21 protein-coding genes are annotated in these 26376 nt (G+C 67.6%); 14 read left to right on the forward strand and 7 right to left on the reverse strand.

What is annotated here, in order from left to right:
* Window positions 1-122 precede the first annotated feature (122 nt).
* The 3 genes from AC07U1_RS20230 to AC07U1_RS20240 are packed head-to-tail and all read right to left on the reverse strand — an operon-like array spanning window position 123 to window position 3741.
* Complete coding sequence (locus AC07U1_RS20230) at window positions 123-1943, reverse strand: DUF885 domain-containing protein (protein ID WP_495177744.1); 1821 nt, start codon at window positions 1941-1943, stop codon at window positions 123-125.
* A gap of 48 nt (window positions 1944-1991) precedes the next feature.
* Window positions 1992-2702 carry a helix-turn-helix domain-containing protein gene (locus tag AC07U1_RS20235; protein ID WP_495177743.1) on the reverse strand — a complete coding sequence of 237 codons (711 nt, stop codon included), beginning with the start codon at window positions 2700-2702 and terminating at the stop codon, window positions 1992-1994.
* 4 nt (window positions 2703-2706) lie between these two features.
* Entirely contained in the window at window positions 2707-3741 is a 1035-nt protein-coding gene (locus AC07U1_RS20240; RefSeq protein WP_187139717.1) for a mannose-1-phosphate guanylyltransferase, read from the reverse strand.
* A gap of 244 nt (window positions 3742-3985) precedes the next feature.
* On the opposite strand from AC07U1_RS20240, the gene AC07U1_RS20245 reads away from it, so the two are divergent.
* Genes AC07U1_RS20245 through AC07U1_RS20260 form a run of 4 tightly spaced genes read left to right on the forward strand, consistent with a single transcriptional unit; the run spans window position 3986 to window position 10748 of the window.
* Entirely contained in the window at window positions 3986-5374 is a 1389-nt protein-coding gene (locus tag AC07U1_RS20245) for a TIGR03013 family XrtA/PEP-CTERM system glycosyltransferase (RefSeq protein WP_495177742.1), read from the forward strand.
* 1 nt (window position 5375) lies between these two features.
* Window positions 5376-7514, forward strand: a complete 2139-nt coding sequence (gene prsK, locus AC07U1_RS20250) for an XrtA/PEP-CTERM system histidine kinase PrsK (protein ID WP_495177741.1) — start codon at window positions 5376-5378, stop codon at window positions 7512-7514.
* Entirely contained in the window at window positions 7511-8908 is a 1398-nt protein-coding gene (gene prsR, locus AC07U1_RS20255) for a PEP-CTERM-box response regulator transcription factor (RefSeq protein ID WP_495177740.1), read from the forward strand. The genes prsK and prsR overlap by 4 nt, the downstream gene beginning before the upstream one ends.
* Window position 8909: 1 nt before the next feature.
* Entirely contained in the window at window positions 8910-10748 is a 1839-nt protein-coding gene (locus AC07U1_RS20260) for a tetratricopeptide repeat protein (protein ID WP_495177739.1), read from the forward strand.
* Between the two features lie 148 nt (window positions 10749-10896).
* Here the strand turns inward: AC07U1_RS20260 and AC07U1_RS20265 are convergent, their stop codons facing one another.
* Together AC07U1_RS20265 and AC07U1_RS20270 are read right to left on the reverse strand one after the other, a co-directional pair.
* Window positions 10897-11244, reverse strand: coding sequence for a GntR family transcriptional regulator (locus AC07U1_RS20265; protein WP_056350846.1), 348 nt, complete (start codon window positions 11242-11244; stop codon window positions 10897-10899).
* A 70-nt stretch (window positions 11245-11314) separates the two neighbouring features.
* The gene (locus tag AC07U1_RS20270) at window positions 11315-11896 is read right to left on the reverse strand and encodes a nitroreductase family protein (RefSeq protein ID WP_495177738.1); all 582 of its coding nucleotides are present in this window, start codon (window positions 11894-11896) and stop codon (window positions 11315-11317) included.
* A 183-nt stretch (window positions 11897-12079) separates the two neighbouring features.
* Between AC07U1_RS20270 and AC07U1_RS20275 the strand changes: the two genes are divergently transcribed.
* From AC07U1_RS20275 to AC07U1_RS20300, 6 genes are read left to right on the forward strand one after another with little or no spacing between them, the layout of a single operon-like run.
* Window positions 12080-13663, forward strand: a complete 1584-nt coding sequence (locus tag AC07U1_RS20275; RefSeq protein WP_495177737.1) for a peptide MFS transporter — start codon at window positions 12080-12082, stop codon at window positions 13661-13663.
* A gap of 3 nt (window positions 13664-13666) precedes the next feature.
* Window positions 13667-15073 carry an amidohydrolase gene (locus AC07U1_RS20280; RefSeq protein ID WP_495177736.1) on the forward strand — a complete coding sequence of 469 codons (1407 nt, stop codon included), beginning with the start codon at window positions 13667-13669 and terminating at the stop codon, window positions 15071-15073.
* Entirely contained in the window at window positions 15070-16371 is a 1302-nt protein-coding gene (locus tag AC07U1_RS20285) for an amidohydrolase family protein (protein WP_495177735.1), read from the forward strand. Before AC07U1_RS20280 ends, AC07U1_RS20285 begins: the two co-directional genes overlap by 4 nt.
* Window positions 16372-16425: 54 nt before the next feature.
* Window positions 16426-17127 (forward strand): NnrU family protein, encoded by a 702-nt coding sequence (locus AC07U1_RS20290; protein ID WP_495177734.1) that lies wholly within the window; start codon window positions 16426-16428, stop codon window positions 17125-17127.
* A gap of 4 nt (window positions 17128-17131) precedes the next feature.
* Window positions 17132-17641 (forward strand): DUF1003 domain-containing protein, encoded by a 510-nt coding sequence (locus AC07U1_RS20295; protein WP_495177733.1) that lies wholly within the window; start codon window positions 17132-17134, stop codon window positions 17639-17641.
* A 25-nt stretch (window positions 17642-17666) separates the two neighbouring features.
* A complete protein-coding gene (locus tag AC07U1_RS20300) occupies window positions 17667-20717 on the forward strand; it encodes a hypothetical protein (RefSeq protein WP_495177732.1) in 3051 nt (1016 codons plus the stop codon).
* On the opposite strand, the gene AC07U1_RS20305 is transcribed toward AC07U1_RS20300, so the two are convergent.
* Together AC07U1_RS20305 and AC07U1_RS20310 are read right to left on the reverse strand one after the other, a co-directional pair.
* Window positions 20714-21709, reverse strand: a complete 996-nt coding sequence (locus AC07U1_RS20305; RefSeq protein WP_495177731.1) for an aldo/keto reductase — start codon at window positions 21707-21709, stop codon at window positions 20714-20716. The genes AC07U1_RS20300 and AC07U1_RS20305 overlap by 4 nt on opposite strands.
* Window positions 21706-22965 carry a dicarboxylate/amino acid:cation symporter gene (locus AC07U1_RS20310; protein ID WP_235535752.1) on the reverse strand — a complete coding sequence of 420 codons (1260 nt, stop codon included), beginning with the start codon at window positions 22963-22965 and terminating at the stop codon, window positions 21706-21708. Before AC07U1_RS20310 ends, AC07U1_RS20305 begins: the two co-directional genes overlap by 4 nt.
* Window positions 22966-23078: 113 nt before the next feature.
* Here AC07U1_RS20310 and glmM point away from each other — a divergent pair, with 113 nt between their 5' ends.
* The 4 genes from glmM to rnhB are packed head-to-tail and all read left to right on the forward strand — an operon-like array spanning window position 23079 to window position 26363.
* Window positions 23079-24416 (forward strand): phosphoglucosamine mutase, encoded by a 1338-nt coding sequence (gene glmM, locus AC07U1_RS20315; RefSeq protein ID WP_495177730.1) that lies wholly within the window; start codon window positions 23079-23081, stop codon window positions 24414-24416.
* Window positions 24416-24640 carry a DUF1272 domain-containing protein gene (locus AC07U1_RS20320; RefSeq protein WP_194952849.1) on the forward strand — a complete coding sequence of 75 codons (225 nt, stop codon included), beginning with the start codon at window positions 24416-24418 and terminating at the stop codon, window positions 24638-24640. The genes glmM and AC07U1_RS20320 overlap by 1 nt, the downstream gene beginning before the upstream one ends.
* A complete protein-coding gene (thiD, locus tag AC07U1_RS20325; RefSeq protein WP_495177729.1) occupies window positions 24637-25812 on the forward strand; it encodes a bifunctional hydroxymethylpyrimidine kinase/phosphomethylpyrimidine kinase in 1176 nt (391 codons plus the stop codon). The genes AC07U1_RS20320 and thiD overlap by 4 nt, the downstream gene beginning before the upstream one ends.
* Window positions 25800-26363, forward strand: a complete 564-nt coding sequence (rnhB, locus tag AC07U1_RS20330; RefSeq protein WP_495177728.1) for a ribonuclease HII — start codon at window positions 25800-25802, stop codon at window positions 26361-26363. The genes thiD and rnhB overlap by 13 nt, the downstream gene beginning before the upstream one ends.
* Window positions 26364-26376: the final 13 nt, after the last annotated feature.

A 26376-nucleotide genomic window follows, 5' to 3' on the forward strand; every position in this document is an offset into this window, starting at 1 on the left:
CGGTGTGTGTGAACAGCGGTTCGCATGATCTCTCCTTTCCGTTTCAGACTGTGGCCGGGATTTGGCTGGCGCGGCCTGTAGCTGCGCCGACCGCTTTTTGCAAGGCGGCGCGACGTCGGGCGCTAGGCCAGTTGTGCCGCAGTCCAGCGCTCGATCAGCCCCGCGAGCACCTCGATCGGCATCGCGCCCGCCGACAGCGCGGTGTCGTGGAAGGCACGCAGGTCGAATTTGTCGCCGAGCGCGGCCTTCGCCTTTTCGCGGATCGCCACCCATTGGGTCTGGCCGACCATGTAGCTCGTCGCCTGACCGGGCCAGACGCAATAGCGTTCGATCTCGGTGACGTTCGACGGTTCGGGGGTGCCGAGCGTCTCGTTATAATATTGGATGCCCTTCTCGCGGGTCCAGCGATAATGGTGGAGCCCGGTATCGACGACGAGCCGCGCGGCGCGGAACATGTAGGATTGCAGGTAACCGAGCCGGCCCCACGGGTCGTTTTCATAGACGCCCATTTCGTCGGCGAGCTGTTCGGCATAGAGGCCCCAGCCTTCGGTATAGACCGAATAAGCGGGCAGGCGGCGGAGGCGCGGGATGCCGGTCGCTTCCTGCGCGAGCGCGATCTGGTGGTGATGGCCGGGCGAGGCCTCGTGATAGGTCAGCGTGGGCAGCGTCCAGCTGGGATTTTCGGCGGTATCGCGCAGGTTGATATAATAGGCGCCGGGGCGCGAGCCGTCGAGCGCGGGGACCTGATAATAGCCGCCGGTCGCGCCATCCTCGATATCGGCGGGGACGCGGCGGATCTCGGCCTTCGCCTTAGGCAGGCGGCCGAAAGCTTCGGGCAGGCGGGCCTGCATCGCCTGCATCTGGTTGTTGAGCTCGGCGATCAGCTTCGCCTTGCCTTCGTCGGTGTTGGGATAGAGGAAACGCTGGTCCTTGCCGAGCGCGCGCATCCGTTCGGCGACGCTGCCCTTGGTCATGCCCTGGGCCTTGAAGATCGCGTCGGCCTGCGCCGACAGATCGGCGACGCGGTCGAGGCCGAGCTTGTGCACCTCCTCGGCCGACATGCCCGTCGTCGTCGCGAAGCGCAGCGCATAGGCGTAATAATCCTCGCCCTGCGGCAGGCGCCAGACGCCGGCGTCGTGGGTCGCCTTGGGCCGCACCGCGCGAAGTTCGGCGGCCTGACGCTGCATCGCCGGATAGATTTTGTCCTTAATGAGCGCCGCGCAGCGCGCCGCCCAGTCGCCGGGGATGTCCTTGGTCTTTGCCGCGATATTGGTCGTCAGGCCGTTGGCGTCGGGCGCGGGGGCCCAGATGCGGTCGAACTGGCCGAGGGTGCGGTCGATGACGAAGGCGGGCGGGATGATGCCATTGGCATGATCGATCTTGATCCGCCCGGTTTCGTTATCGAGCTGGACCGCAAAGTCGGCGCAGCGCGCCAGATAGGCTTCGGCATCGGCGGCCCCGGCGATTGCATGCTGGTTGATCAGGAAATCGGGGACCGCGCGATAGCTGCCCGACAACTGCGTCACCGGATGCGGTTCGGGCCAGCTGTGGAGGCCGTAGGAGAATGTGTCATAGGCCTTCACATAGCCCTCCCACGGGCCGCGGAAGGTTTCGTAATTGACGAGGTCCATGCCCGAAAGCTTTGATACGTTTATCTTTTTGAGGTCGGCGAGGCCGTCGCGATAGAGCTGGTGGTTCTTCTTGATCCCCGCGGGTGAACGGTCGTCGAGCTTGGCCTTGAGCGCCGCGCGGTCGCCCTTGTCGAGCCCGAGCGCGGCGGCGAATTCGGGGCTTTCGTCGATCAGCCGGTCGTAGATGCGTTCGTAGAGCGCGGTCAGCCGGTCGCCTTCGCTCGCGGGTTCGGCGAGCATCGCGTGCGCGCGGGTGCCGGCGAGCGCCGACGTCGCGGCGAGGGTGGCAAGGAGCGTGCGGCGGTCGAGCATGGGGAGGTCTCCGGACTAGGTGTGTTGCCCCAATCCTACACAATCGGATCAGGCGGGTCTTGTAGCCAATTGACCTCGCCGCCAGAAACCCGGGGTGGCGCCGGTGAGCTGCGCGACGGCGTGGGTCATATGCGCCTGGTCGGTGAAGTGGAGTCGATGGGCGATCGCGGTCAGCGCCTCACCAGTCGTGCGGATCGCCGCGAGCGCGGCGCGGGCGCGGACGTCGGCGCGATACGCCTTGGGGGTGCAGCCATAGGCGGCGCGGAAGCCGCGGCTGAGGGTTTCGGCGCGCACGCCCTTGCTCTCGGCCCAAGCGGATAGCGCGAAGGGGGCGAGACGGCGGAGGTCGCCGGCGAGCCGGTCGGGCCAGTCGAGCGCCGACGGCGGCGCGGCGACGAAATCCCCGGCGAGCGCGGCGGTGGCGGCGTCGCGGTCGCGCGCGGCGAGGCGGACGAGGCGGTCGGGGTCGCGGACATGGCCGCGGACATGCGCGGTGGCGGCAAGCGCGGGTGGCAGGTCGAGCACGAGGACGCGGGCACCGCGCGCCGCGATGCGGCCCAGATGCGATTCGAACGCGTGATGGATCAGGACGTCGCCGGGACCGACGTCGAAGCGGCCTTCGTCCCCCGCCTCCTGATAGCCGCCCTCGAGCACCACCGCGACGAAGGCGTTGTCGTGGCAATGGCGCGCGCGCCGTTCGAGCGGGCGATGCTGCAGCAGCCCGAGCGGCGCATCGGCAAAGCGGTGCGACCCGGTCATGCGGCTATTCGCGCGCCTTCGCGGCGGCGCGGACGTCCTGGCAGCGTTTGAGCGGCATGACCAGGATGTCGTCGCCGTCGACGATCACCGCGACCCCCTCCATGCCGACGACCGACACCCGCTTGCCGCCGGCGCGGATCAGGTTGCCGAGGCTGTCGTGGAGGAAGACGTCGCCGACGGTCGCATTGTCGGCCTCGTCGCACGCGGCGAGGGCATGGACCGCCTGCCAGCTGCCAAGGTCGGACCAGCCCATCGCGACAGGGACGACGGCGACGCGGTCGTCCTTTTCCATGACGGCATAGTCGATCGAGTCCGACGGCGCGGTTTCGAACAGCAGCGCGTCGGCGTAGAGCGCATCGCCATCGCGCATTCCGGCGGCCGCGGCCTTGTCGGCGGCCTCGAAGATTGCGCGGCAATGGGTAAGCATCGCATCGCGCATCCGCCCGGCACGGAACAGGAAGATACCCGCGTTCCAGTTGTAGCCGCCCGCCGCGAGCATCGCCTCGGCGGTTTCGAGCGGCGGCTTCTCGACGAAACGGTCAACCGCGAAACCATCCTCGCCGATCGGGGCGCCGCTGGCGATATAGCCGAAGCCGGTGTCAGGGCGCTCGGGAGTGATGCCGAAGGTGACGAGCCAGTCCGCCTGCGCGAGCCGTGCCGCCTTGGCGATCGCGGCGTGGAAGGCGGGGACGTCGGCGATGACATGGTCGCTGGGCATCACCAGCAGCAAGGTGTCGGCATCGGCCTGCGCAACGGCAAGGGCGATCGCGGCGGCGGTGTTGCGCGGCATCGGTTCGACGAGCAGCCTGGCCTCATGCGCCCCCATCTGGTCGCGCACCGTCGCGACATGGCCGTCGCCGCACAGGATGACCGGCGGCAGGAAATGTTCGCCGGCGGGGGTGCGCGCGACGGTCTGCTGGAACAGGCTGTCGGCGCCGGTGAGCGGGAGGAACTGCTTGGCGCGATCCCCGCGCGATTCGGGCCACAGCCGCGTGCCGGCGCCGCCGCACAGGATAACGGGTTGAATCTGAAGGGTCATGGAGACGGTCTAAGCCTTTCGGACGGAATGGTCATCCCTTGAATGGGTTCATGGTGCAAGGCTGGCCTTGAACCGCTCTGGATTGCCGCGTCGCTTCGCTCCTCGCAATGACGGAGCATTTGGAGGCTCGTCATTGCGAGCGAAGCGAAGCAATCCAGAGCGGTCGGCGCCAACCTGTGTGTAAAGTTAACCGACACTTCACCCCTCACAGCTAGGTGTGCGCCTGAAAGGGCGCCACTTTCCCATGTTCCGACTGTTCAAACATTATGTCCCGCACGCCGTCGTCTGGCTGGCGCTGATCGAGTTTTTCGCGCTGCTCGGCTCGGCCGAGGGGGCGTGGCATCTTTATGCGCACCAGGCCGGTTTCGACGCCGGCGAACTTGCCGACCGCTGGTTGCCGCTGTTGACCTTTGCGGTGTCCAACGCGCTCGCGATGATGGCGGTCGGCATGTACGGGACCGAGGCGCTGCGCTCGATGGGTTTCGCCACCGCGCGGCTGCTCGCCGCGATTTCGCTGGGCGTGATCTTCCTGTCGCTCACCGGCTTCCTGCTCCCCGACGCGACCCTGTGGCGCGCGAATAGCGTTTACGCGATGGGGTTCGCGATCGCGCTGTTGTTCCTGATCCGGCTGGCGGTGACCCAGACCGCGGGGGCCGACCAGTTCCGGCGGCGGATCCTGATCCTCGGCGCGGGGCCGCGTGCGGCGCGGCTGCGCACGCTCGCCGACGAACCGGGCAGCGGGCTGACGATCACCGGCTATGTCGCGATGGCCGATGGCGAAACGGCGATCGCCGACGCGGTGCCGCGCGGCGATGTCGCGAACCTTGCCGAGCATGCCGTCGCGCTGGGGGCGGGCGAGGTGGTGCTGGCGATGGAGGAACGGCGCGGGTCGCTGCCGCTCGCCGACCTGCTGCGGGTCAAGACCACCGGGGTGCATGTCAACGACATCGCGAGCTTTCTCGAGCGCGAGACCGGCCGCGTCGACCTGGCGACGACGAACCCGAGCTTCCTGATCTTTTCGGACGGATTTTCGGCGGGGCAGCGGATCGGCAAGGTCAGCAAGCGCCTGTTCGACATTTTTGCCAGCCTCGCCGTGCTGGTGATCGGCCTGCCGCTGATCGTCATCGCGGGGATCGCGGTGCGGATCGACAGCAAGGGGCCGATCTTCTATCGCCAGCCGCGCGTCGGGCTGTTCGGCGAAACCTATAATATCGTCAAGATCCGCTCGATGCGCACCGATGCCGAGGCCGCGGGTAAGGCGGTGTGGGCGAGCGCGAACGACCCGCGGATCACCCGCGTCGGCAACATCATCCGCAAGCTGCGTATCGACGAACTGCCGCAGACCTGGTGCGTGCTGAAGGGCGAGATGAGCTTTGTCGGCCCGCGCCCCGAACGGCCGAGCTTCGTCGAGGAGCTGACCGAGGAACTGCCCTATTATGCCGAGCGCCACATGGTGAAGCCGGGACTGACCGGCTGGGCGCAGATCAACTATCCCTATGGCGCGTCGGTCGAGGATGCGCGGGTGAAGCTCGAATATGATCTCTATTACGCCAAAAATTATTCGCCCTTCCTCGACCTGCTGATCCTGCTCCAGACGGTGCGCGTCGTGCTGTGGCCCGAGGGCGCGCGCTAAAATGGGCGCGCTCACCGGTCTTTCGGCGATCCTCGGCGGCCTGGCGCTGGCGGGTTTCGCCGGCGTCACCTTGTGGCTTCTGATGCGGCCGCGCGCGCGCATGGCGACGCTGATGCCGGGTTTCGGCTGGCTGGTCGCCGCGGCGGCGGCGATGACGCTGTGGTGCGCCGCAGCTTATGTCTTCGGTCCCGGATCGGCCGAGGCGCTTGTCGGGCGGGCGCTGCGCAACATCGCCCTGCTCGGCTGGCTCGGCGCGACCTTCTGGAACGAGCGTGCGCCGATGTCGCGGCCGCTGCGGCTGATTCAGCGCATGCTCGTCACCTTCTGCGTCGTCGCGCTGTCGTTCGGCAGCGCGGTGTGGCTGCGCCAGGGCGGGCTGTCGGACGAATGGGCGGGGCCGGGGCTTGAACTGGTCGCGATGATCGCCGCATCGGGCGGGCTGCTGCTCATCGACAGCGGGGTGCGCCACGGCAGCGCCGGGCTGCGCATGCCGGTGCTCGCGGTCGCCGGGGGCTTTGCGATGCTCTGGGCCTATGAACTCAACATCCAGCTGATCGCCGCGCTGACCGGGTCGGCGGCGACGACGCTGATCCTGTTGCTGCCGGCGGTCGCACTGCTCGCGTTGCCGACCTTCGTCGTTGCCGCGATGGATGTCGGGCGCGAACGGATGCGGCTGTCGCGCACCGCGGCGACGCGGACCTTGCTGCTGATCGGCGGCGCCGCGTATCTGGTCCTGATCGGGCTGGCTGGCGCGGTGGCGCGGATGGTCGGCGGCAATTACGGCGAATTGGCGCAGGGGCTGTCGCTGGTCGTCGCGCTCGGCGCCGGCGGGATGCTGCTCGCCTCGGGCCGCGCGCGGGCCTGGCTGTCGGTAATGATTTCCAAGCATTTCTTCGAGCATCGCTATGACTATCGCGCCGAATGGATGCGCTTCACCGCGACGCTGGCGCGTGCCGGCGACGACGCCGACAAGAGCGCCGACAAGGGGGAAGGCGACCTGTACCGCCGCGTCGCCAAGGCGCTCGCCGAACTGACCGGAAGTCCGGGCGCGCTGCTGATGCTGCCCGACCCGCAGGGCAGCTATCGCGTCGCCGACCGCTGGCATTGGGAAGCCGGGGTCGAGGCCGATGCGATATTGTCGCTGCGCTCGGCCTTCATGCTGCAGGACACCGGCCATATCGTCGACCTCGATGCGGTGCGCCGCGGCGCGACGACGGTCGCGGGCGGGCACGACCTCGCGATCCCCGACTGGCTGGTCGCCGACACGCGCGCGTGGGTCGTCGTGCCGGTGCTCCATTTTCAGCGCATGATCGCGGTGGTGGTGCTGCACCGTCCGCCGGTGACGCGCGCGCTCGACTGGGAAGATCTCGACGTGCTGCGCATAGCGGGACGGCAGGCGGCGAGCTACCTCGCCGAATCGCACAGCCAGCAGGCGTTGTCGGAGGCGAAGCGTTTCGACGAGTTCAACCGCCGCTTCGCCTTCATCATGCACGACATCAAGAATCTGGCGAGCCAGCTGGCGCTGCTCGCGCGCAATGCCGAGCGTCATGCCGACAATCCGGCGTTTCGCGCCGATATGGTCGAGACGCTGAAGCTGTCTGCGGGACGGTTGTCCGACCTGCTGGCACGCCTGTCGCCGCGCGAGCGCGGGCGCGCGGCGGAGGCCGGGCGCGTGGCGATCGAACCGCTGCTCGACGCCGTCGCGGCGCAGATGCGGCCGCGCCGGACGCTGTCGATCGGCTGCGACGCCGGGCTCGCCGCCTGGGCCGATAGCGGATCGGTGCGGCAGATCCTCGAGCATCTTGCGACCAATGCGATCGACGCCTCGTCCGCCGACGGATCGGTGCAGCTGATCGCGGCGCGCGAGGCGGGGCGGGTGCGGATCGACGTGCTCGACCAGGGATGCGGGATGACCCGCGAGTTCATCCGCGAGGAATTGTTCAAGCCCTTCGTTTCGACAAAGGAAGCGGGGTTCGGGCTTGGCGCCTATGAAGCGTTGCAGATCGCGCAGGCGATGGGCGGCACGATCGATGTCGCGAGCGAGCCGGGCAAGGGAAGCCGCTTCACCCTGTGGTTGCCCGCCGCGGGCGAAGGCGGTGCGGCGGGGCGAGGCAACGACTGGATGAAAGTGGCATCATGAAGAACGACGGCGCCGAAGCACCGCGCAAACTGCTGGTGGTCGAGGACGACCCGGGGCTGCAGACGCAGCTCAAATGGGCGTATGACGGCTATGTGGTGCTGATCGCGGGCGACCATGATAGCGCGATCGACCTGCTGCGCGCCGAAGAACCCGATGTGGTCACGCTCGACCTGGGCCTGCCGCCCGATCCCGACGGGACGCGCGAGGGATTCCGGACGCTGAAGGCGATCCTGGAGATCAAGCCCGATACCAAGGTCATCGTCGTGTCGGGGCACGGCGAGCGCGCCAGCGCGTTGAACGCGATCGCTCAGGGCGCCTGGGATTTCTACCAGAAGCCGATCGATATCGAGGAACTGGGCCTGATCGTGCGGCGGGCGTTCCATGTCCGCGAACTCGAGGTCGAAAATGCGCGGCTGGCGGAGCAGGGGACGAGCGACAACCGCGTGCTCGGCGGGATGATCACCGGGGCGCCCGAGATGCTGAAGGTCGCACGGACGATCGAGCGCGTCGCCAATCTGGGCGTATCGGTAATGCTGCTCGGCGCGAGCGGCACCGGCAAGGAATTGCTGGCACGCGGGCTGCACGAGGCGAGCGGGCGCCGCGACGGCGCCTTCGTCGCGATCAACTGCGCCGCGATCCCTGAGAATCTGCTCGAAAGCGAATTGTTCGGGCATGAGAAGGGCGCCTTCACCGGTGCGGTCAAAACCACCGAAGGCAAGATCGAGTTGGCGCATGGCGGCACGCTGTTCCTCGACGAGGTCGGCGACATCCCGCTGCCGTTGCAGGTCAAATTGCTGCGATTCCTGCAGGAACGCACGATCGAGCGGATCGGCGGGCGCAAGCCGATCGCAGTCGATACACGGATCGTCTGCGCGACGCACCGCGACCTCGACGCGATGATCGCGGCGCAGAGTTTCCGCGACGATCTTTATTACCGGCTCGCCGAGATGGTGGTGAAAATCCCCGCGCTCGCCGAGCGGCCGGGCGACGCGGTGCTGCTGGCGCGGCATTTCCTCCACCAATATGCGCCCGAGATGAACCCCGGGGTGCGCGGCTTCGCCCCCGACGCGCTGCAGGCGATCGACGAGGCACGCTGGCCGGGCAATGTCCGCGAGCTGGAAAACCGCATCAAGCGCGCGGTGATCATGGCCGACGGCAAGCTGGTGACGAAGGGCGATCTCGATATCGCCGGCAGCGTCGATGGCGCGCATGGACCGGGCGACGAGGAGGCCTGGCTCAACCTGCGCAGCGCGCGCGAGGCGGCCGACCGGGTCGCGATCCGCCGCGCGATGATGCAGAGCGAGGGCAATATTTCGCTCGCGGCGAAGCTGCTCGGGATCAGCCGCCCGACGCTGTACGACCTGCTCAAGCAATATCGGATGCAGGCGGCCTGAATTGCGGCGCCTGCGCATCTTGACCGGGGTGCTGCTCGGTGCGCTGTTGCTGGCAGGGTGCGACGGGCCGCGCCCGGCGAGCCCGCGCGCCGATCTCGAACAGCGGCGCGTCGAACTGCAGCAATCGCTCGCCGACGATCCGAGGCAGCTTGCGGCGCAGGTCGAGCTGGCGCGCATCCTGTTCAAGCTCGGCGACGGTGTCGGGGCCGAGGCCGCGGTGCAGGCGGCGCTCGGTGCGGGGGGTGACGCGGCGGCGCTGCGCCCGTTGGCGGCGAAGGCCGCGGCGATGCAGGGCGAGGGCGATCGCGCCTTCCGCATCCTCGACGCCGGGCCGATCGCGCCCGAGATGATCGGCGAGGCGGCGTGGGTCGCGGGCAATGTCCACCTGGGCAATGGCGACCTTGCCTCGGCGCGCGATGCGTTCGACCGCGCGGTGCAGGATTTGCCGCGCAGTTCGGACCTGTGGGTCGACGTCGCGCGCTTTCGCGACGCCAATGCCGATGCGCTCGGCGCGCGCGACGCGATCGATTATGCGATCGAACTCGACAAGGCGAATAGTGCGGCGCTGGCGTATAAGGCGAACCTGGTGCGCACCCAGCTGGGGCTGACCGCGTCGCTGCCCTGGTACGACCGCGCGCTGGAGGCTGATCCCGACAATGCCGGGGCGCTGATCGACCGCGCCGCGACGCTCGGCGATCTGGGGCGGTACAAAGACATGCTCGTATCGCTGCGCCACGCCGCGACACTCGTGCCGGGCGAGCCGCGCCTCTATTATCTGCAGGCGGTGGTCGCGGCGCGCGCCGGCAACTATCGACTTGCGCGCAGCCTGCTCCAGCGCACGCGCGGGCGAATGGACGAGGAACCGGCGTTCATGCTGCTCAGCGCGATCGTCGAGCTCGAACTCGGCGGCGAAGCGGTGGCGGCGACCTGGGCCGACCGGCTGATCGACGAACAGCCGCACAATCTGACCGCGCGGCGCATCCTGGCGGTGTCCGAATGGTCCGGGGGCGATGCCGATGGCGCGGCCGAGGCGCTGGCGCCGATCGTGTCGCGCACCGATGCCGACAGCTGGTCGCTGTTGCTCGCCGCGCGGGTCGCCGCCGAACTGGGTCGGGCGGCCGATTCGGCCGATTATCTGGCGCGCGCTGCCGCGCTGGCGCCGGGCGAGGCGGCGCCTTTCCGCCCCGATGGCTTTGCGCTGTCGGCCGCGGCCGATGCCGACCCGCTCAACCCGGCGAAGGTCATCCCGGCGATGGAGGCCGAGATGGCGGGCGGCAATGCGGCACGGGCGCTGGAGCGCGCGACGCGGCTGCGCGACGCCAATCGCGGCGTCGCCGATGCGCATATCCTATATGGCGACGCGGCGCTGGCGGCGGGCGAATATGGCCAGGCGGTGCAGAGTTTCCGCGCCGCGCGCGACCTCGACGCAGGTGAGCGGACGACGCTTCGGCTCGCGAATGCCCTGTTCCGGGCGGGTGACATCGCGGGGTCGGGGGCGACGATCCTCGCGCTGCGCGACAGCCAGCCGTCGAGCATCGCCGCCGACCGGCTGGCGGGTTCTCTGGCGATGGACATCGAACATTGGGACGATGCGATCACCCATTTCGAGCGCGTGCGCGAGCGTATCGGCAATCGTGACGTCGTGGTGCTGCGCGAACTGGCGAAGGCCTATGCGGCCAGAGGCGATCGCGCACGCGCGACCGGGCTGATCGCGCTGGCGTACCGGCTGCAGCCGCTGAACGGCGAGATCATGCGGCTCTATGCCGACCTGCTCGCTGAGGGTGGAAACGCACAGGGCGCGGCGGATTTGCGCGAGAAGATGGAGCAGGTGGGGCGGTAGTTTCGAAATCCTCCCTGTGGCGAAGCCATGGGGCGGTGGCAGCGCGAAGCGCTGACGGAGGGGCTAAAACACTGCCGTCGCCGCCCCTCCACCACTTGCTTCGCAAGCGGTCCCCCTCCCCATGGCTTCGCCACAGGGAGGATTTTTCTCAGGCCTCGGTCAGATCCAGCAATGTCCGCGCGTCGAGGCCGATGCGGCGCATCTGATCGGCGACGGGGGGCCACACATTGGCCAGGAAATCTTCGCGCATCAGGGTGCGCAGCCGCTCGGTCGCGCCGTCGGCGACGAACATGCCGACCCCGCGCTTTACGGTCACCAGGCCTTCGTCCTGAAAGGTCTGGTACGCCTTGGCGACGGTGAGCGGGTTGGCGCCCTCTTCGGCAGCGAGGCTGCGCACCGACGGGAGCATGTCGCCGTCGCCGAAGCTGCCGTCGAGGATGGCGTTGGCGATCACATCGCGCAGACGCTGGTACACGGGTTTGGACTGATCGAGCATGCCGCCTTAATGCCATAAGACAGCAGCACAGTCAAATCACAATATTATCGATGTGTAGCAGGGTTTGAAATTAAATGTCCCACTCGCGAACGACGTCGTCATATTCAGGACGGGGGCGTTCGGAGAGGTTGGCGCCGGCGGTGCCGAGGAAGAAATAGCCGACGATCGTGTCGCCGACGCGCGCGCCGAACGCCGCGGCGACGTCGGGGCTGTACGCCGCCCAGCCGGTGAGCCAGCTGCCGACGAAGCCATGCGCGTGGGCGGCGTGGAGCAGGTTCATGCCGACCGCGCCCGCCGACATCTGCTGTTCCCATAGCGGGATCTTCGATCCTTCGACCGGAGTCGACAGGAGGACGAGCAATGTCGGCGCCTGATGCGCGAACTGGTCGAGCGCGGAGAGGTCGAGACCCGCAGCGCCCGGGTTCTCTTTCACCCATGCCTGCTTGAGCAGCGTCGCAAGCGTCTCGCGCTGATTGTCCGCGACCGTGACGATGCGCCAGGGCGCGAGCTTGCCATGGTCGGGAGTGCGCAGCGCGAGCGCGATGATGTCGTGCAGCGTCGCGGCATCGGGGCCGGGCGCGACCATGTCGCGGGCCTTGCCCGAACGGCGGGTGGCGAGGTGGGCGCGGAGCGAGGAGGTGTCGTTGAACATGGCGCCGCATGTGGCGGTTTCCGAGCGTTTGCGCAAGTGTTGCGAATCGTTCGCAACACTATTTCGGCCCGATTGCGATGGTTTCACGCGCAATTAGATTCTTCCCATACGCAATTTTGACGCTAGTGTTACGTCCATCTGTCCCGTTTTCGGGACCAACACCATACCCAGGGAAGGGTCGCCATGACCAAAGCCTATGCCCAGCACGGGGATGCTGCCGGGACGTTTCTCGGCCATCCGAAGGGCCTGTTTGTTCTGTTCTTCGCCGAAATGTGGGAGCGTTTTTCCTATTACGGGATGCGCGCGCTCCTGATTTTCTACCTGACCAAGCACTGGCTGTTCTCGGACAGTGAATCGGGTGTCATTTATGGGGCGTATACCGCGCTGGTCTATATTACCCCGGTGCTCGGCGGCTATCTCGCCGACCGATGGCTGGGGCAGCGAAAGGCGGTGCTTTACGGCGCCGTGTTGCTGACCTTCGGCCATTTCATGATGGGATTCGAGGGCGACGGCGGACAGGATCCGACCAGCCTCAACATCTTCTGGCTGGCGCTCGCCTTCATCATCGTCGGCTCGGGCTTCCTGAAAGCCAATATCTCGGTGATCGTCGGTCAGCTCTATCCGCGTACCGACGTGCGCCGCGACGGCGCCTACACGATCTTCTACATGGGGATTAACCTCGGCGCGGCGCTCGGTTCGCTGCTCTGCGGCTATCTCGGCGAAGTCTATGGCTGGGCCTATGGCTTTGGCGCCGCCGGCTTCGGCATGCTGCTTGGCCTGATCGTCTTCGTCGCGTTCAAGCCGCTGCTGCTCGGCCGCGGCGAGCCGGAGAATCCGGCGCTGCTCACCGAAAAGAAGTTCGGCGTGCCGTTCGAATGGCTGCTCTATCTCGTCGGCCTCGTCGCCGTCGTCGTCTGCTGGTGGCTGGTCCAGAACCAGGCGATCGTCGGTACGCTGCTCGGCGGTGCGGGCGCGATCCTTGTCGCCTATGTCATCGGCACCGCGGTCATCAAGCTGCCCGCCGAGGACCGCGATCGCATCTTTGCCGCGATGTTCCTGATTCTCGGTTCGATCCTGTTCTGGGCGCTGTTCGAACAGGCCGGGTCGTCGCTCAACCTGTTCACCGACCGTTATGTCGACCGCGGCGGGGTGCCGGCATCGGTGTTCCAGTCGGTCAACGCCATCTATATCGTCCTGCTCGCACCGCTGTTCGCGGGGCTGTGGACCTGGCTCGGCCGCCGCGGCATGGAGCCGTCGACACCGGTCAAGTTCGGCCTTGCGATGCTGCAGCTCGGACTTGGTTTCTATGCGCTGAAATGGGGCGCGGCGGCGGTCGGCATGGAAAATGCCACCCCGGTGCTCTTCATCTTCCTGATCTATCTGTTCCACACGACCGGCGAACTGTGCCTGTCGCCCGTCGGTCTCAGCGCGATGAACCGGCTCGCGCCGGCGCATATGGCGAGCCTGATCATGGGCACCTGGTTCTTCGCATCGGCAACCGGCAACTTCGCCGCCGGCCTGATCGCGGCGGCGACGGGGTCGGAAAAGGCGAGCGGCGAGGGGGCAGGCAAGGCGCTCGTCCTCGACGTCTATGGCACGATCGGCTTGTGGGCGGTCGGTTTCGGCATTCTGGTGATCGTCGTGTCGCCGCTGATCAAGAAGCTGATGCATCTCGACACGCTGCGCGATGCCGACGATCTGGCTGGCCAGAACGAGTTGGCCGAGCCGCAGGCTGCGGGCGTCCATCCCGAACCCAAGGGGGCATAATCGATGATCCGGGGCGTGAAAGCCGGCCTTTTGGCCGCGGTGTCGCTGGCGTTCGCGGGTTGCACCGCGAATAGCGGCGAGGTGGAGACGGCGAGCAGCAAGCCCGCCGCCGAAAAGCCGGTGAAGTTCAACAAGGATCCCTATCCGTCGACCTACAAGGGATATCCGACGCGGCTGACCGTCGTGCGGAACGTCACCATCTTCGACGGCGAGGGCGGACGGATCGACAATGGGTCGATCGTGATGTCGAGCGGCAAGGTCTTGTCGGTAGGCGGTCCCGATATGGAATTGCCCACCGACGCCGATGTCGTCGACGGCACCGGCAAGTTCGTCACCCCCGGGGTCATCGACATCCACAGCCACCTCGGCGACTATCCGAGCCCGAGCGTCGAGGCGCATTCGGACGGTAACGAGGCGACCTCGCCGACCACCCCCGAAGTCTGGTCCGAACATAGCGTCTGGCCGCAGGACCCGGGGTTCAGCCGCGCGCTGGCGAACGGCGGCGTGACGTCGCTCCAGATCCTGCCGGGCAGCGCGAACCTGATGGGCGGGCGCTCGATCACGCTCAAGAATGTGCCGTCGCGCACCGTGCAGGGGATGAAATTCCCCGGCGCGCCCTATGGCCTGAAAATGGCGTGCGGCGAGAATCCGAAGCGCGTCTATGGCAGCAAGGGGCGGATGCCCTCGACCCGCATGGGCAATTTCGCGGTCAATCGCGCGACCTGGCAGAAGGCGGCCGCCTATAAGAAGAAGATGGACGAGGGGAAGGTCGTCGACCGCGATCTCGCGATGGAAACGCTCGCCGGCGTGCTGTCGGGCGAGATCCTCGTCCACAACCATTGCTACCGCGCCGACGAAATGGCGCTGGTGATCGATATGTCGAAGGAATTCGGCTATAAGGTGTCGACCTTCCACCACGCGGTCGAAAGCTACAAGATCGCCGATATCCTCGCGAAAGAGGGCATCTGCTCGGCGATGTGGGCCGACTGGTGGGGCTTCAAGATGGAAGCCTATGACAGCGTGCCCGAGAATATTCCGCTCGTGTACAAAGCGGGTGCTTGCACGATCGTCCATTCGGACGATGCCAACCAGATCCAGCGGCTGAACCAGGAAGCGGCGAAGGCGCTCGCCTCGGGCCGCCGCATGGGCATGCAGATCAGCGACGAACAGGCCTGGACCTGGCTGTCGTACAATCCCGCCAAGGCGCTGGGCATCGGCGACAAGACGGGCAGTTTGAAGCCCGGCAAGATGGCCGACGTCGTGCTGTGGAACGGCAATCCGTTCAGCGCCTATACCCGGCCTGAGAAAGTGTGGATCGACGGCGCGATGATGTATGACGCGATGAACCCAAAATTGCGGCCGGTGAGCGATTTCGAGCTCGGCCAGCCGGGCGAAGGAGACGTGAAATGATGCGCGCGCTCCTCCTTTCCGCCGCCGCGCTGATCGCGGCTCCCGTCGCGGCGCAGGATGTCGCGATCACCAATGCCAAGCTCGTCATCGGCGACGGCAGCGCCCCGATCGAGGGCGGCACCGTCGTCGTGCGCGGCGGCAAGGTCGTCGCGGCGGGCGCCGGCGTCGCCGTGCCCGCGGGTATCGAACGCGTCGATGCGGGCGGCCGCTGGGTCACCCCCGGCATCGTCGCGGCGTTCAGCCGCGTCGGGCTGACCGAGGTCGATGCCGTCAGCGGCACCAACGACCGGTCGGCGAACAAGTCGCGGTTCTCGGCGGGGCTCGACATCGCCCCGGCGCTCAATCCGATGGGATCGCCGATCGCGGTCAACCGCGCCAATGGCGTCACCCGCGCGATCGTCGCGCCGGGATCGAGCGGCAATTTGTTCGCCGGGCAGGGCGCGGTGGTCGACCTCGCCGACGACAATGACATGGTGACCAAGCCCCGCGCGCTGCAATATGTCGCGTTCGGCGAGGATGGATCGGCAAAGGCCGGCGGCAGCCGCGCCGCGCTGTTCCTGCTGTTCCGCGAACAATTGCTCGCGGCGCGCAGCTATGCGCGCAATCCCGCGACGCTCGCCGAATGGGGCAGCGACGCGCTGATCCAGCGCGCCGACGCCGATGCGCTGGTGCGCGTGATCGACGGGACGACGCCGCTGTTTGTGCGCGTCGACCGCGCGACCGACATCCTCAACGTGCTCAAGCTGAAGACCGAGTTTCCGGCATTAAAGCTGGTGCTGGTCGGCGCGACCGAGGGCTGGCTGGTCGCGAACGACATCGCCGCGGCGCGGGTGCCGGTGCTGGTATCGCCGCTGACCGACCTGCCGGGCAGTTTCGAACAGCTCGGCGCGACGCAATCCAACGCCGGACGGCTCTTCGCCGCCGGGGTGCCGGTGTCGGTCGGGGTGTTCGACGACGACGACGCGCACAAAATGGGCTATGCGACGCAATATGCCGGCAACCTCGTAGGGCTGACCAGATTGCCGGGCGCCAGCGGGCTGAACTGGGACCAGGCCTTCGCCTCGATCAGCAGCGTCCCGGCGCGCGCGGTCGGCATGGACGCCAGCATCGGCTCGCTCCGTGCGGGCCGCGTCGGCGACGTCGTGATCTGGGACAATGATCCGCTCGAACTGGGCAGCCGCCCGACCGCCGTGTGGATCGATGGCAAGGCGCAGTCGCTGGTGACCAGGCAGGATCGCCTGCGCGACCGTTACCTGACGCCGCAGGAAGGCAATCTGCCGAAGGCTTACGACAGGTAATCGCCCGCGCCTGATGACTAAGCGGCGGACCGGGGAAACGGAGAGGAGAACTCCATGCAACCGATGACGCTGTTGATCACCACCGGCGCGCTGTTCGTCGGCACCCATTTTGCCCTGTCGCACCCGCTGCGCGCGCCGCTGGCGGGACGGATGGGCGAACGGGCGTTCCTGATCGTCTATTCGGTCGTCGCGATCGCGACCTTCGTCCTGCTGGTGCAGGCGTGGCGCGGCATGCCGCCCGAGCCGCCGCTGTGGGCGGTCGGCGACGGCCTGTGGATGCTCGCGTCGGCGCTGGTGCTGTTCGCGAGCATATTGTTCATGGGCTCGCTGATCGGCAATCCGGCGCTGCCGGCTCCGAACGCCGCCGCGGCGGCGCAGGGCGCACCGCGTGGGGTGTTCGCGATCACGCGCCACCCGATGATGTGGGGCTTCACTTTGTGGGCGCTGGCGCATGCGCTGGTGATGCCGACGCCGGGGCAGATCGTCCTGTCGGCGATCATCACCTTTCTCGCGCTTGCCGGGTCGGCGGGGCAGGACGTCAAGAAGGCGCGGCTGATGGGCGATGCCTGGCGCCACTGGGCGGCGCGGACGAGCTTCGTGCCGTTTGCGAGGCAGCTCCGCGGGCGCGGGTCGTGGATCGACACGATCCCGCGGCCGCACGCGCTGTTCGGCGGCATCCTCCTGTGGATCGTCGCGACCTGGGCGCATGGCGCGCTTGGTTACATGGTCGCCGGCATCTGGCGCTGGGTGGGATGATCGGATGAACGGCGAGGCGCATCTTTCGGACCTCTCGCTGCGATTGCTCGGGCGGCCCTATGCGGACCTCGACCCCGACGAATGCCGGGTGATCGCGGCGATCGCCAACCGCCAGCTGATCAGCCGCGATGCCGCCGACCTCGACGATGCCGAGGCCACGTTCGGCGCGCGGCTATCCGACAAGGTCGCGGCGGTCGGCGGGTCGTGGGGTTTCATCATCCTGTTCACCGCCGTGCTGCTCGGCTGGATGCTGCTCAATTCGGACGTGCTGGCGCGTTGGGGGATGGCGTTCGACCCCTATCCGTTCATTTTCCTGAACCTGATGCTGTCGACGCTGGCGGCGGTGCAGGCGCCGATCATCATGATGAGCCAGAACCGGGCGGCGGCGAAGGATCGCATCGCGGCCGGGCTGGACTATGAAATCAACCTGCGCGCCGAGCTGGAGATCATGCGGCTGCACGAGAAGGTCGACCAGTTGACGGAGGCGGTGAAGGCGTTGAAAGTACAGCCCTGACCAAGCGGAATGGGGCGCTGCGACGATGACCACCGACCTGTCTTTTTGCGGCCGCGAGGTCGAGCTGGCTACCCTCGGCGAATGTTGGCGACTGGCGTCGAATGCGGATGCCCCGCAGCCGCAGCTGGTGCTGCTCGCCGCCGAGCCGGGGGTGGGCAAGACGCGGCTGGCGCTCGAATTCCTGCGCCGGCAAATCGCGGGCCTCACCGATCAGCCGGGCTATTGGCCCGATCCCGCGGGCCTTGTGTCCGATCGCCTGCATCTGAATTTTCCGCCTGACCAATGCCGCTTCGACCGGCCGATACCGTTCCTGTGGTGGGGCATCGCGGCGCAGGCCGAGGGCGGCGACAGCGTCGCGCTCCATGATCGCTTCCTCGCGCCGCACCTCGTCGCGATGTCGATGCGCGCCCGCATGGCGGGCACCGGCGTTTCGCTGGCAAAAATCTGGGCGGGGGCCGGCGTCGATGCGCTGGCCGGCGCGTTGCAGGTCGACACGATCTTGTCGGTCGGCGGCGCCTTCCTCGATTCGGTCAAGCTGCTGCAGGGCGAGATCGGCAAGGGCGCGGCGCAGGCCTTGGCGGGGGACACGCTGGTGAAGAACCGCGTCGATGCGCTGCTCGCCGACCTCGAACAGGTGCTGAACCCCGCCGCGCGGCTAGGCTATGCGCGGGTGCCGGCGATGATCCTGATCGATGATGCGCAATTCGCCGCCGCCGATCCGGGCCTGCTGCGCTTCGTCGAGCGGCTGACCCATGCCGCGATGACGCAGCGCTGGCCGGTGATGATCGTGATGACGCACTGGCAGACCGAATGGACGCTCGAAGGCGATCGCGGCGGCCGGTCGGTCGCGACGCTGGTCCATCATGCGCGCCATGGCGGCAGCGACGAGCCGGGGCCGATCTCGGGGATATTCGGCGGTTATCTCAACAGCGAAAATTATCACGAGATCCGGCTGGCAAAGCTGAACGATCTCGATCCCGCGCTGCGGACCGCCTTGCCGGGCCTGCCCGCCGACCAGCGCAGCGCACTGCTGGACGCGGTCGACGGCAATCCGCGCTTTCTGGAACAGATCATCGCCTATCTGCGCGGCGAGCCGCGGCTGTTCGACGATTTCGATCCGGCGCGCGCGCTCACCGCCGAGGGGCTGGCCGAAGCGCTGTCGCGCTCGCAGCGCGTGCACGAGGTGGTGCTGGCGCGGCTGACCTCGGCGCAGGTGGCGCCCGAGGTCCGCGAGGCGCTGGCGCTGGCCAGCGTGCAGGGCATGCAGGTGGTCCGCGAGGTGGTCGAGGCGGCGGGGCGGTCACTGCTCGGCCACGACCTCGGCGAACCGCTGCTACGCGGGCAGGACCCGTTCAGCGTCATGGCATTCGAGAGCGGGGGCGCGGTCGGCAGCTTTACCGAGCGCCTGTTCCTTCAGGCGGCGGCGCAGTTGCGGCGCAACATCAAGGGGCTGCACGACGAGGCGGCGGTGAAGGCGGCGCTGATCCCGGCGATCCAGACGATGCTGGACGATCCGGGCGCGTATGGTGCGACGCGCGACGCGGCGGCGTCGGTGGCGCTCAGGCTTGTGGAGGAGGCTGGCGACGCCGCCGCGCGCCGCCTCGTCGCGACAGCAGCGGCCACGCGCATGGCGGCGAGTGATGAGCCCGAGGCGATCCGCGCGCTGCTCGACCGGTTTTTCGCCGCGATCGCGGCAGGCGACGATGCCGAGCAGGCGGCGACGATCGCGGCGATGCCGCACGAACCGCTGGTGACGGCGGTGACGAACGCCCGGCTGTTCGACCGGAAAGCGACGATCGCACGCCTCGCCGACCTGCGTATTGCCGCGCTGCGCAAGGCGGACGAAAGGTCGGCGCAGGGGCGGTACGAACTGGCGATCTGGTTGAAGGGCCGCGGCGTGGTCCACGGCGGTGCAGGCGAGTTCGACGCGGCGGCCGCCTGTTTCGAAGAGGCCATCGCCCTGTATCGCGATGCGCTGTCGACCGAACCGTCGCGGGCGATCGTCGATGGAATTCAGGATGTGCTGACCTTGACGGCGGGGGACGACGACATGACCGGATCCTATGCCAAGGCCGACGAACGGATCGACCTGTTGCTCGACATCATCGGCTGGGCGCGGGACCAGGCTGTGCTGACCGACGACGAAGCGGATTACCGGCGCGGTGCAACGCTGTCGCTGCGCGGGCATATGTTGATGGCGCGCAATCGCCGGTCGATGCAGTCGGCGGGGGATGTTCGCGCCCGAATGCGCGCGCAGGCGGCGCGCCGGCCGACGATCGAGGCGAGCCTTGCCGAGGCGGAGGTTATCGCGCGAAAGCTGGTCGAGCGGGGCGACGGCGACGCGCGGCGCGACCTGTCGGCGGCGCTGAACAGCCGCGCCGACCGGACGCGAACGAGCGATGCCGATGCGGCGCTGGCGGCAAGCGACGAGAGCGTCGCGATCATGCGCGCGCTGGTTGCCGAGGCACCGCGCGTGGCGTGGCTGAGAGATCTGGCGACGGCGTTGACCGTCCGCGCGCGCGTGATGCGACAGCGCGAGGAGCCCGCGAGCGATGACCTCGCCGAGGCGCTGGGCCTGCTGAAGCAGGCCGAGGCGCGCCTGCTCAACGATGCCGCGCGCGCCGATGTCGCGGCGGCGATCCGCAATGTCGCGATGGATCATGCGCGAAACGCCCCGCAACTGGCGACGATGGGACAGATGCTGCTCGAACGGCGCGATATTGCGGGTGCCTTCGCGGCGTTTCGCGCCGCGGTGGCCGCGGTCGCGCCGATCTATGACCGGGAGATTTCCCACGAGTTGCTAACGCCGCTGTTTCAGTCGGCGTTGACGATGCTGGGACTCGCCCCGCATCTCGACCCGCCGCTCGACGCCGAAGCCGCCGAGCAGGTGATGCTCGAAGGCTTCATGGCGGCGATGGCCTTCGTCAAGCGCCGGATGCCCGATGGCGCCGACGGGATCGCCGAGGCAGGCGCGGCGTGCGCCGACGCTTATGCCGACACCGGCCTCGCCAAGATGTTCGCCGACCTCCTCGCGCTGGTGCAGGACCAGCGCGAGGTCGATGCCGACCTTTCCTAGAGCCGCACCATCCGCATGCCCTGTTCGCCGTAGCGCGGGCCGCTGGTGCCGCCCATCGGCGCCGCCGCTGCGATCGCGGCGAGGTCGTCGGGGGTGAGCGTCAGCTCGGCGGCGGCGACGCTGTCCTCCATCGTGACGCGGCGCTTGGTGCCGGGGATCGGGACGATGTCGTCGCCCTGCGCGAGCAGCCAGGCGAGCGCGACCTGGGCTTTCGAGGCGCCATGCTTGTCGGCGACCGCGCCGATCGCGTCGACGATCGCGAGGTTGGCGGGGAAGTTTTCCTCGCTGTAGCGCGGGTCGCCCCGGCGCCAGTCCTTCTCGGGCAACTCGTCGCGGCTGCGCACCGCGCCCGCGAGGAAACCGCGGCCGAGCGGCGAATAAGGGACGAAGCCGATGCCATTTTCGCGGCACGCGGTCAGGATTTCCGCCTCGACGTCGCGTTCCCAGATCGAATATTCGCTCTGCAGCGCGGTGATCGGCGCGGCCTTGGCGGCGCGGCGGATCGTCTCGGGGCCGGCCTCGGACAGCGCAATGTGGCGGACCTTGCCTTCGTTGACCAGGTCCATCATCCCGCCGACCACCTCCTCGATCGGGATCGCGGGATCGACGCGGTGCTGATAGAAAAGGTCGATCGTGTCGATGCCGAGCCGCTGGAGCGAGCCTTCGCACGCGGCGCGGGCGTTGGCGGGCGAGCCGTCGACCCCGACGATCTGGTTGCCGTCGAATTTGAAGCCGAACTTGGTCGCGATGACGAGGCCCTCGCGCTTGCCCTTGATCGCCGCGCCCAGCAGTTCCTCGTTCGAAAACGGGCCATAGATTTGTGCGGTGTCGAAGAAGGTGACGCCAAGGTCGATCGCGCGGTGGATCGTCGCGGTCGATTCGTCGAGGTCGGCGGCCTCGCCATAGAGGATATTGCCGCCCTTGATCATCGGCATGCAGCCGATGCCGATGGCGGACACTTCGAGGCCGTGGCCGAGCTTGCGATATTTCATGGCGTCTCTCCTGCTGATTTCGTGTCGTCGTCGATGCCGTCGGCCGCATATTTCGTCGCGGCGACGTCGCCGATAACATTGCCGAGCGTCCGGAAGATGTCGGGAAAGGTCTCGACCGCGACGAGCAGCCCCAGCGGCGCGACGGGCACCCCCATCGACACCGCGATCGGGGCGATCGAGGTCACGAAGCTGATCGACCCGGGCAGGCTGACCGAACTCAGCGCCGCCGCCATCGCGACCCCCAGCCCGACCGCCATCTCCCACGGCGTGAGCTGGATACCGAACAGCCAGGCGACATAGACGACGACCGCGAGGTTCATCGCCGGGCTGGTGAAGCGGAACAGCGCGACCGCGAGCGGCAGCACGACATCGGCCTTTTTGGGATCGACGCCGAGTTCTTCGGAGGATTTGAGCATCGCGGGCAGGCTGGCGAGCGAGCTTTGGGTGCTGATCGCGACCGCGAGGGTCGGCACCATCGCGCGGACGAAACGCGGCAGTGAAATGCCGACGACGAGCCAGGCGAGCAAGAGCCCGAGGATCAAGCAGCAGACACCGATGCCCATCAGGATCAGCACATAATGGATGAGCCCGCCGAACGCCGCGACCCCGGCCTTGACCGCGAGCGCATAGCCCAGGGCGAAGACCCCGATCGGCGCGAGCGCGAGCACCCAGCCGATGACGATCAGCATCGCGTCGCCCAGCGCCTTGAACAGCCCCGACAGCGTCGCGCGCTGCACCGGTTCGAGTTTGGTGATCGCGAAGGCGAAAATCGTCGTGAAGACGATGAGCGGCAGGATCGCGGTTTCGGCCGCCGCAGCGATCGGGTTGGTCGGGATCAGCGAGAGCAGGAAATCGCCGAAGGTCGGCGACGGTCCGGCGGTTGCCGTGCCGCCAAGCCCGTGACGCAGCGCTTCGGCGGCCCCGGCCGAGAGCGGAAAGAGCCGCAGCAGCAGTGGCGTCATCAACAGCGACATCGTCCCCGACAGGAAGATCGCGGCAAGAAAGATCATCACCGAGCGCGCCGCGAGCCGGCCCGCGCGCGCGGCGTCGGCGGTCGCGGTGATGCCGGTGATCAAGAGCGCCACGACCAGCGGCACGATCGTCATCTTGAGCGCGTTGAGCCACAGCAGGCCGATCGGTTCGATAAAGGGCAGCGAGGCGGTCGCCGCGGCGAGCGAAACGCCCTCGACCGCGATCCCGAGCAGCATGCCGGCGACGAGCGCCCCAAGGATGATCCATGCCGATTTCAAGTTCAAATCCCCCAAAGGAACGCTGGCCAGCTTGCCAAGCAAAACGGCGTAACCTAGGGCCATCCCAGGAACGCCGGGGCAGGCTCTGTCTTCATCCCGGCTTAGGTAGCAGAGGTGGTATGCGCAAGTTTTTCGGAACCGATGGCATCCGCGGCCTGACCAACCAGATCCCGATGACGGTCGAGGTCGCGATGCGCGTCGGCATGGCGGCGGGCGCGCATTTCCTGCGCGGCGACCACAAGCATCGGGTGGTGATCGGCAAGGACACGCGGCTTTCGGGCTATATGCTCGAAAATGCGCTCGTCGCGGGGTTCACCAGCGTCGGCATGGACGTCGTGCAGGTGGGGCCGATGCCCACTCCCGCCATTGCGATGCTGACCCGCTCGATGCGCGCCGACCTCGGCGTCATGCTGTCGGCGAGCCACAATCCGTTTTACGACAATGGGATCAAATTATTCGGCCCCGACGGCTATAAATTGTCCGACGCCGACGAGGCGCAGATCGAGCTGTTGCTCGCCAGCGAACCCAGGCTCGCCGAGCCCGCACAGATCGGCCGCGCGAAGCGCATCGACGACGCGCGCGGGCGCTATATCCATGCGGTGAAACAGAGCCTGCCCGAATCGGTGCGCCTCGACGGGCTGAAGATCGTGCTCGATTGCGCCAATGGCGCCGCGTACAACAGCGCGCCGACGGTGTTCTGGGAACTCGGCGCCGATGTCGTCGCGATCGGGGTCACCCCCAACGGCATCAACATCAACGACAAATGCGGATCGACCGCGCCCGGCCTGCTGCAGGAAACCGTCGTCGCGAGCGGCGCCGACATCGGCATCGCGCTCGATGGCGATGCCGACCGGCTGATCGTCGTCGACGAAAAGGGCGCGATCGTCGATGGCGACCAGATCATGGCGCTGATCGGCGCGAGCTGGGCGCGGCAGGGACGGTTGAAGGGCGGCGGGGTCGTCGCGACGGTGATGTCGAACCTCGGACTCGAACGGTTTCTCGAAGGCCAGGGCCTGACGCTCGAGCGGACCAAGGTCGGCGACCGGTATGTGCTCGAACGCATGAAATCGGGCGGGTTCAACGTCGGCGGCGAACAGTCGGGGCATATGATCTTGTCCGACCATGCGACGACCGGCGACGGCACGCTGGCGGGGCTTCAGGTGCTCGCCGAACTCGTCGCGTCGGGCAAGCCCGCGAGCGAATTGCTCCACCAGTTCGATGCGGTGCCGCAGTTGCTCAAAAATGTCCGGTTCTCGAAGGGCGAGCCGCTCGACGATGCTCATGTCAAAGCCGCGATCGCCGACGGCGAGGCCGCGCTCGCCGGGCGCGGGCGCCTCGTCATCCGCGCCTCGGGCACCGAACCCCTCATCCGCGTCATGGCCGAAGGCGATGACGCATCTCAGGTAGAAAGCGTCGTCGACAGTATCTGCGACGCAGTCAGAAAGGCAGTAAGTTAATGTTGGAAATGCGACCCGATTGCGAAAAGTGCGGCAAGGACCTGCCCGCGAACATGCACGGCGCCTTCATCTGTTCGATGGAATGCACCTTTTGCGCCAATTGTGCCGACCGGTTGGACGAGCAATGCCCCAATTGCGGCGGCGACCTGCTCGACCGGCCGCTGCGCGAGGGCGCGATCCTTGCGAAGTACCCGGGCTCGACGGTGCGGAAGTACAAGGTTTGACCGCACGCGTCCTGATCATCGCCGGCTCTGACAGCGGGGGCGGCGCGGGGATTCAGGCCGATATCAAGACGGTCACGATGCTCGGCGGCCATGTGATGACCGCGATCACCGCGGTCACGGCGCAGAACACGCTGGGGGTCGAGGGCGTCCATGCCATCCCGACCGAGATGGTGGTGCAGCAGATGCGCTGCGTTGCCGAGGACATCGGGGTCGATGCGGTCAAGATCGGGATGCTCGGCAGCGCCGACACCGCGATGGCGGTCGCCGAGGAACTGATCTCGGGCGTTTACGGCGAATCCTTCGTCTTCGATCCCGTCATGGTCGCGACCAGCGGTGCGATGCTCGCCGATCCCAAGACGATCGACGCGATGGAACTGCTCGCGAATCTGAGCACCGTCGTGACGCCGAACTGGCCCGAGCTCGCCGCGCTGCGCGGATGTGCGGCGATCACCGCCGACACGGTCGAGGCCGAAGCGGTCGCCTATGCGCAAAAGGTCGAGGCCGCGGTGCTCGCCAAGGGTGGCCATGGCGGGGGCGAGACGGTCATCGACCGGCTGGTCACCGGCCATGGCACGATCGCGCTGTGGGAAGCGCCGCGGATCGACACCCGCAGCACCCACGGCACCGGCTGCACGCTGGCGAGCGCGATCGCGACCGGACTGGCGCAGGGCATGCCGCTCGAACCCGCGGTCGCGCGCGCGCGCGATTTCGTGCGGCTGGCGCTGCTCGACGCGCCGGGGTTGGGGCAGGGGCACGGCCCGATGGGGCAGCAACTGGTGCGCAACGACGGGCTGTTCACCGGCCCGGCGCTCAACCAGATCACCTTGCCGGCGAAGGATTATGCGGCGTCGGTTGCCTTTTACAAACAGATGGGGCTGACGCAGATCGTCGACAGCCCGGACAATGGCTATGCGCGTTTCGAGGCGATCAACGGCGTGACCTTGTCGATCCACGTCGCCGACGGCGAAGCAGGCGGCGCGGCGACCTATCTGGAAAGCGGCGCGCTCGACGCCTGGGTCGCCTATCTGGCGCGGCGCGGGGTGCAGTTCGAACAGATGCCGGCGGACGAGGAATGGGGCTGGCGCGAGGCGCGGCTGAGCGATCCGGCGGGGAACCGGCTGTGCCTGTACCAGGCGGGCGAATATCGGAGATATCCGCCGTGGCGGGTGTGATCGTCGGCGTCGACGAAGCCGGGCGCGGACCGCTCGCCGGTCCCGTCGTCGCGGCGGCGGTCTTGCTCTGCGACGGCGGCATCGCCGGGCTCGACGACAGCAAGAAACTCAGCGCCAAACGCCGCGCCGAACTCGAGATCGAGATCAAGGCGCGCTGCCGCTGGGGCATCGGCGAGGCGAGCGTCGCCGAGATCGACGCGATCAACATATTGCAGGCGACCTTCCTCGCCATGACCCGCGCGGTCGAGGCGCTCGGGATCGAACCCGCCGAGGTGCTCGTCGACGGCAACCGCCTGCCGCGCTGGCGCTACACCGCGCGCGCGATCATCGGCGGCGACGCGACGCATCCGTGCATTTCGGCGGCGAGCATCCTCGCCAAGGAACATCGCGACCGCTTCATGATCGCGGCGGCGCGCGACTTCCCCGGCTTTGGCTGGGAAACCAACATGGGTTATGGTACCGCCCGTCATCTCGCGGCGCTACGTCAGCATGGTCCCACGCCGCTCCATCGGACCAGTTTTGCCCCGGTCGCTCAATTGCAGCTGGTCTGACCGCAAATCCGTA

The sequence above is a fragment of the Sphingopyxis sp. GW821-FHT02C12 genome (assembly GCF_059421785.1).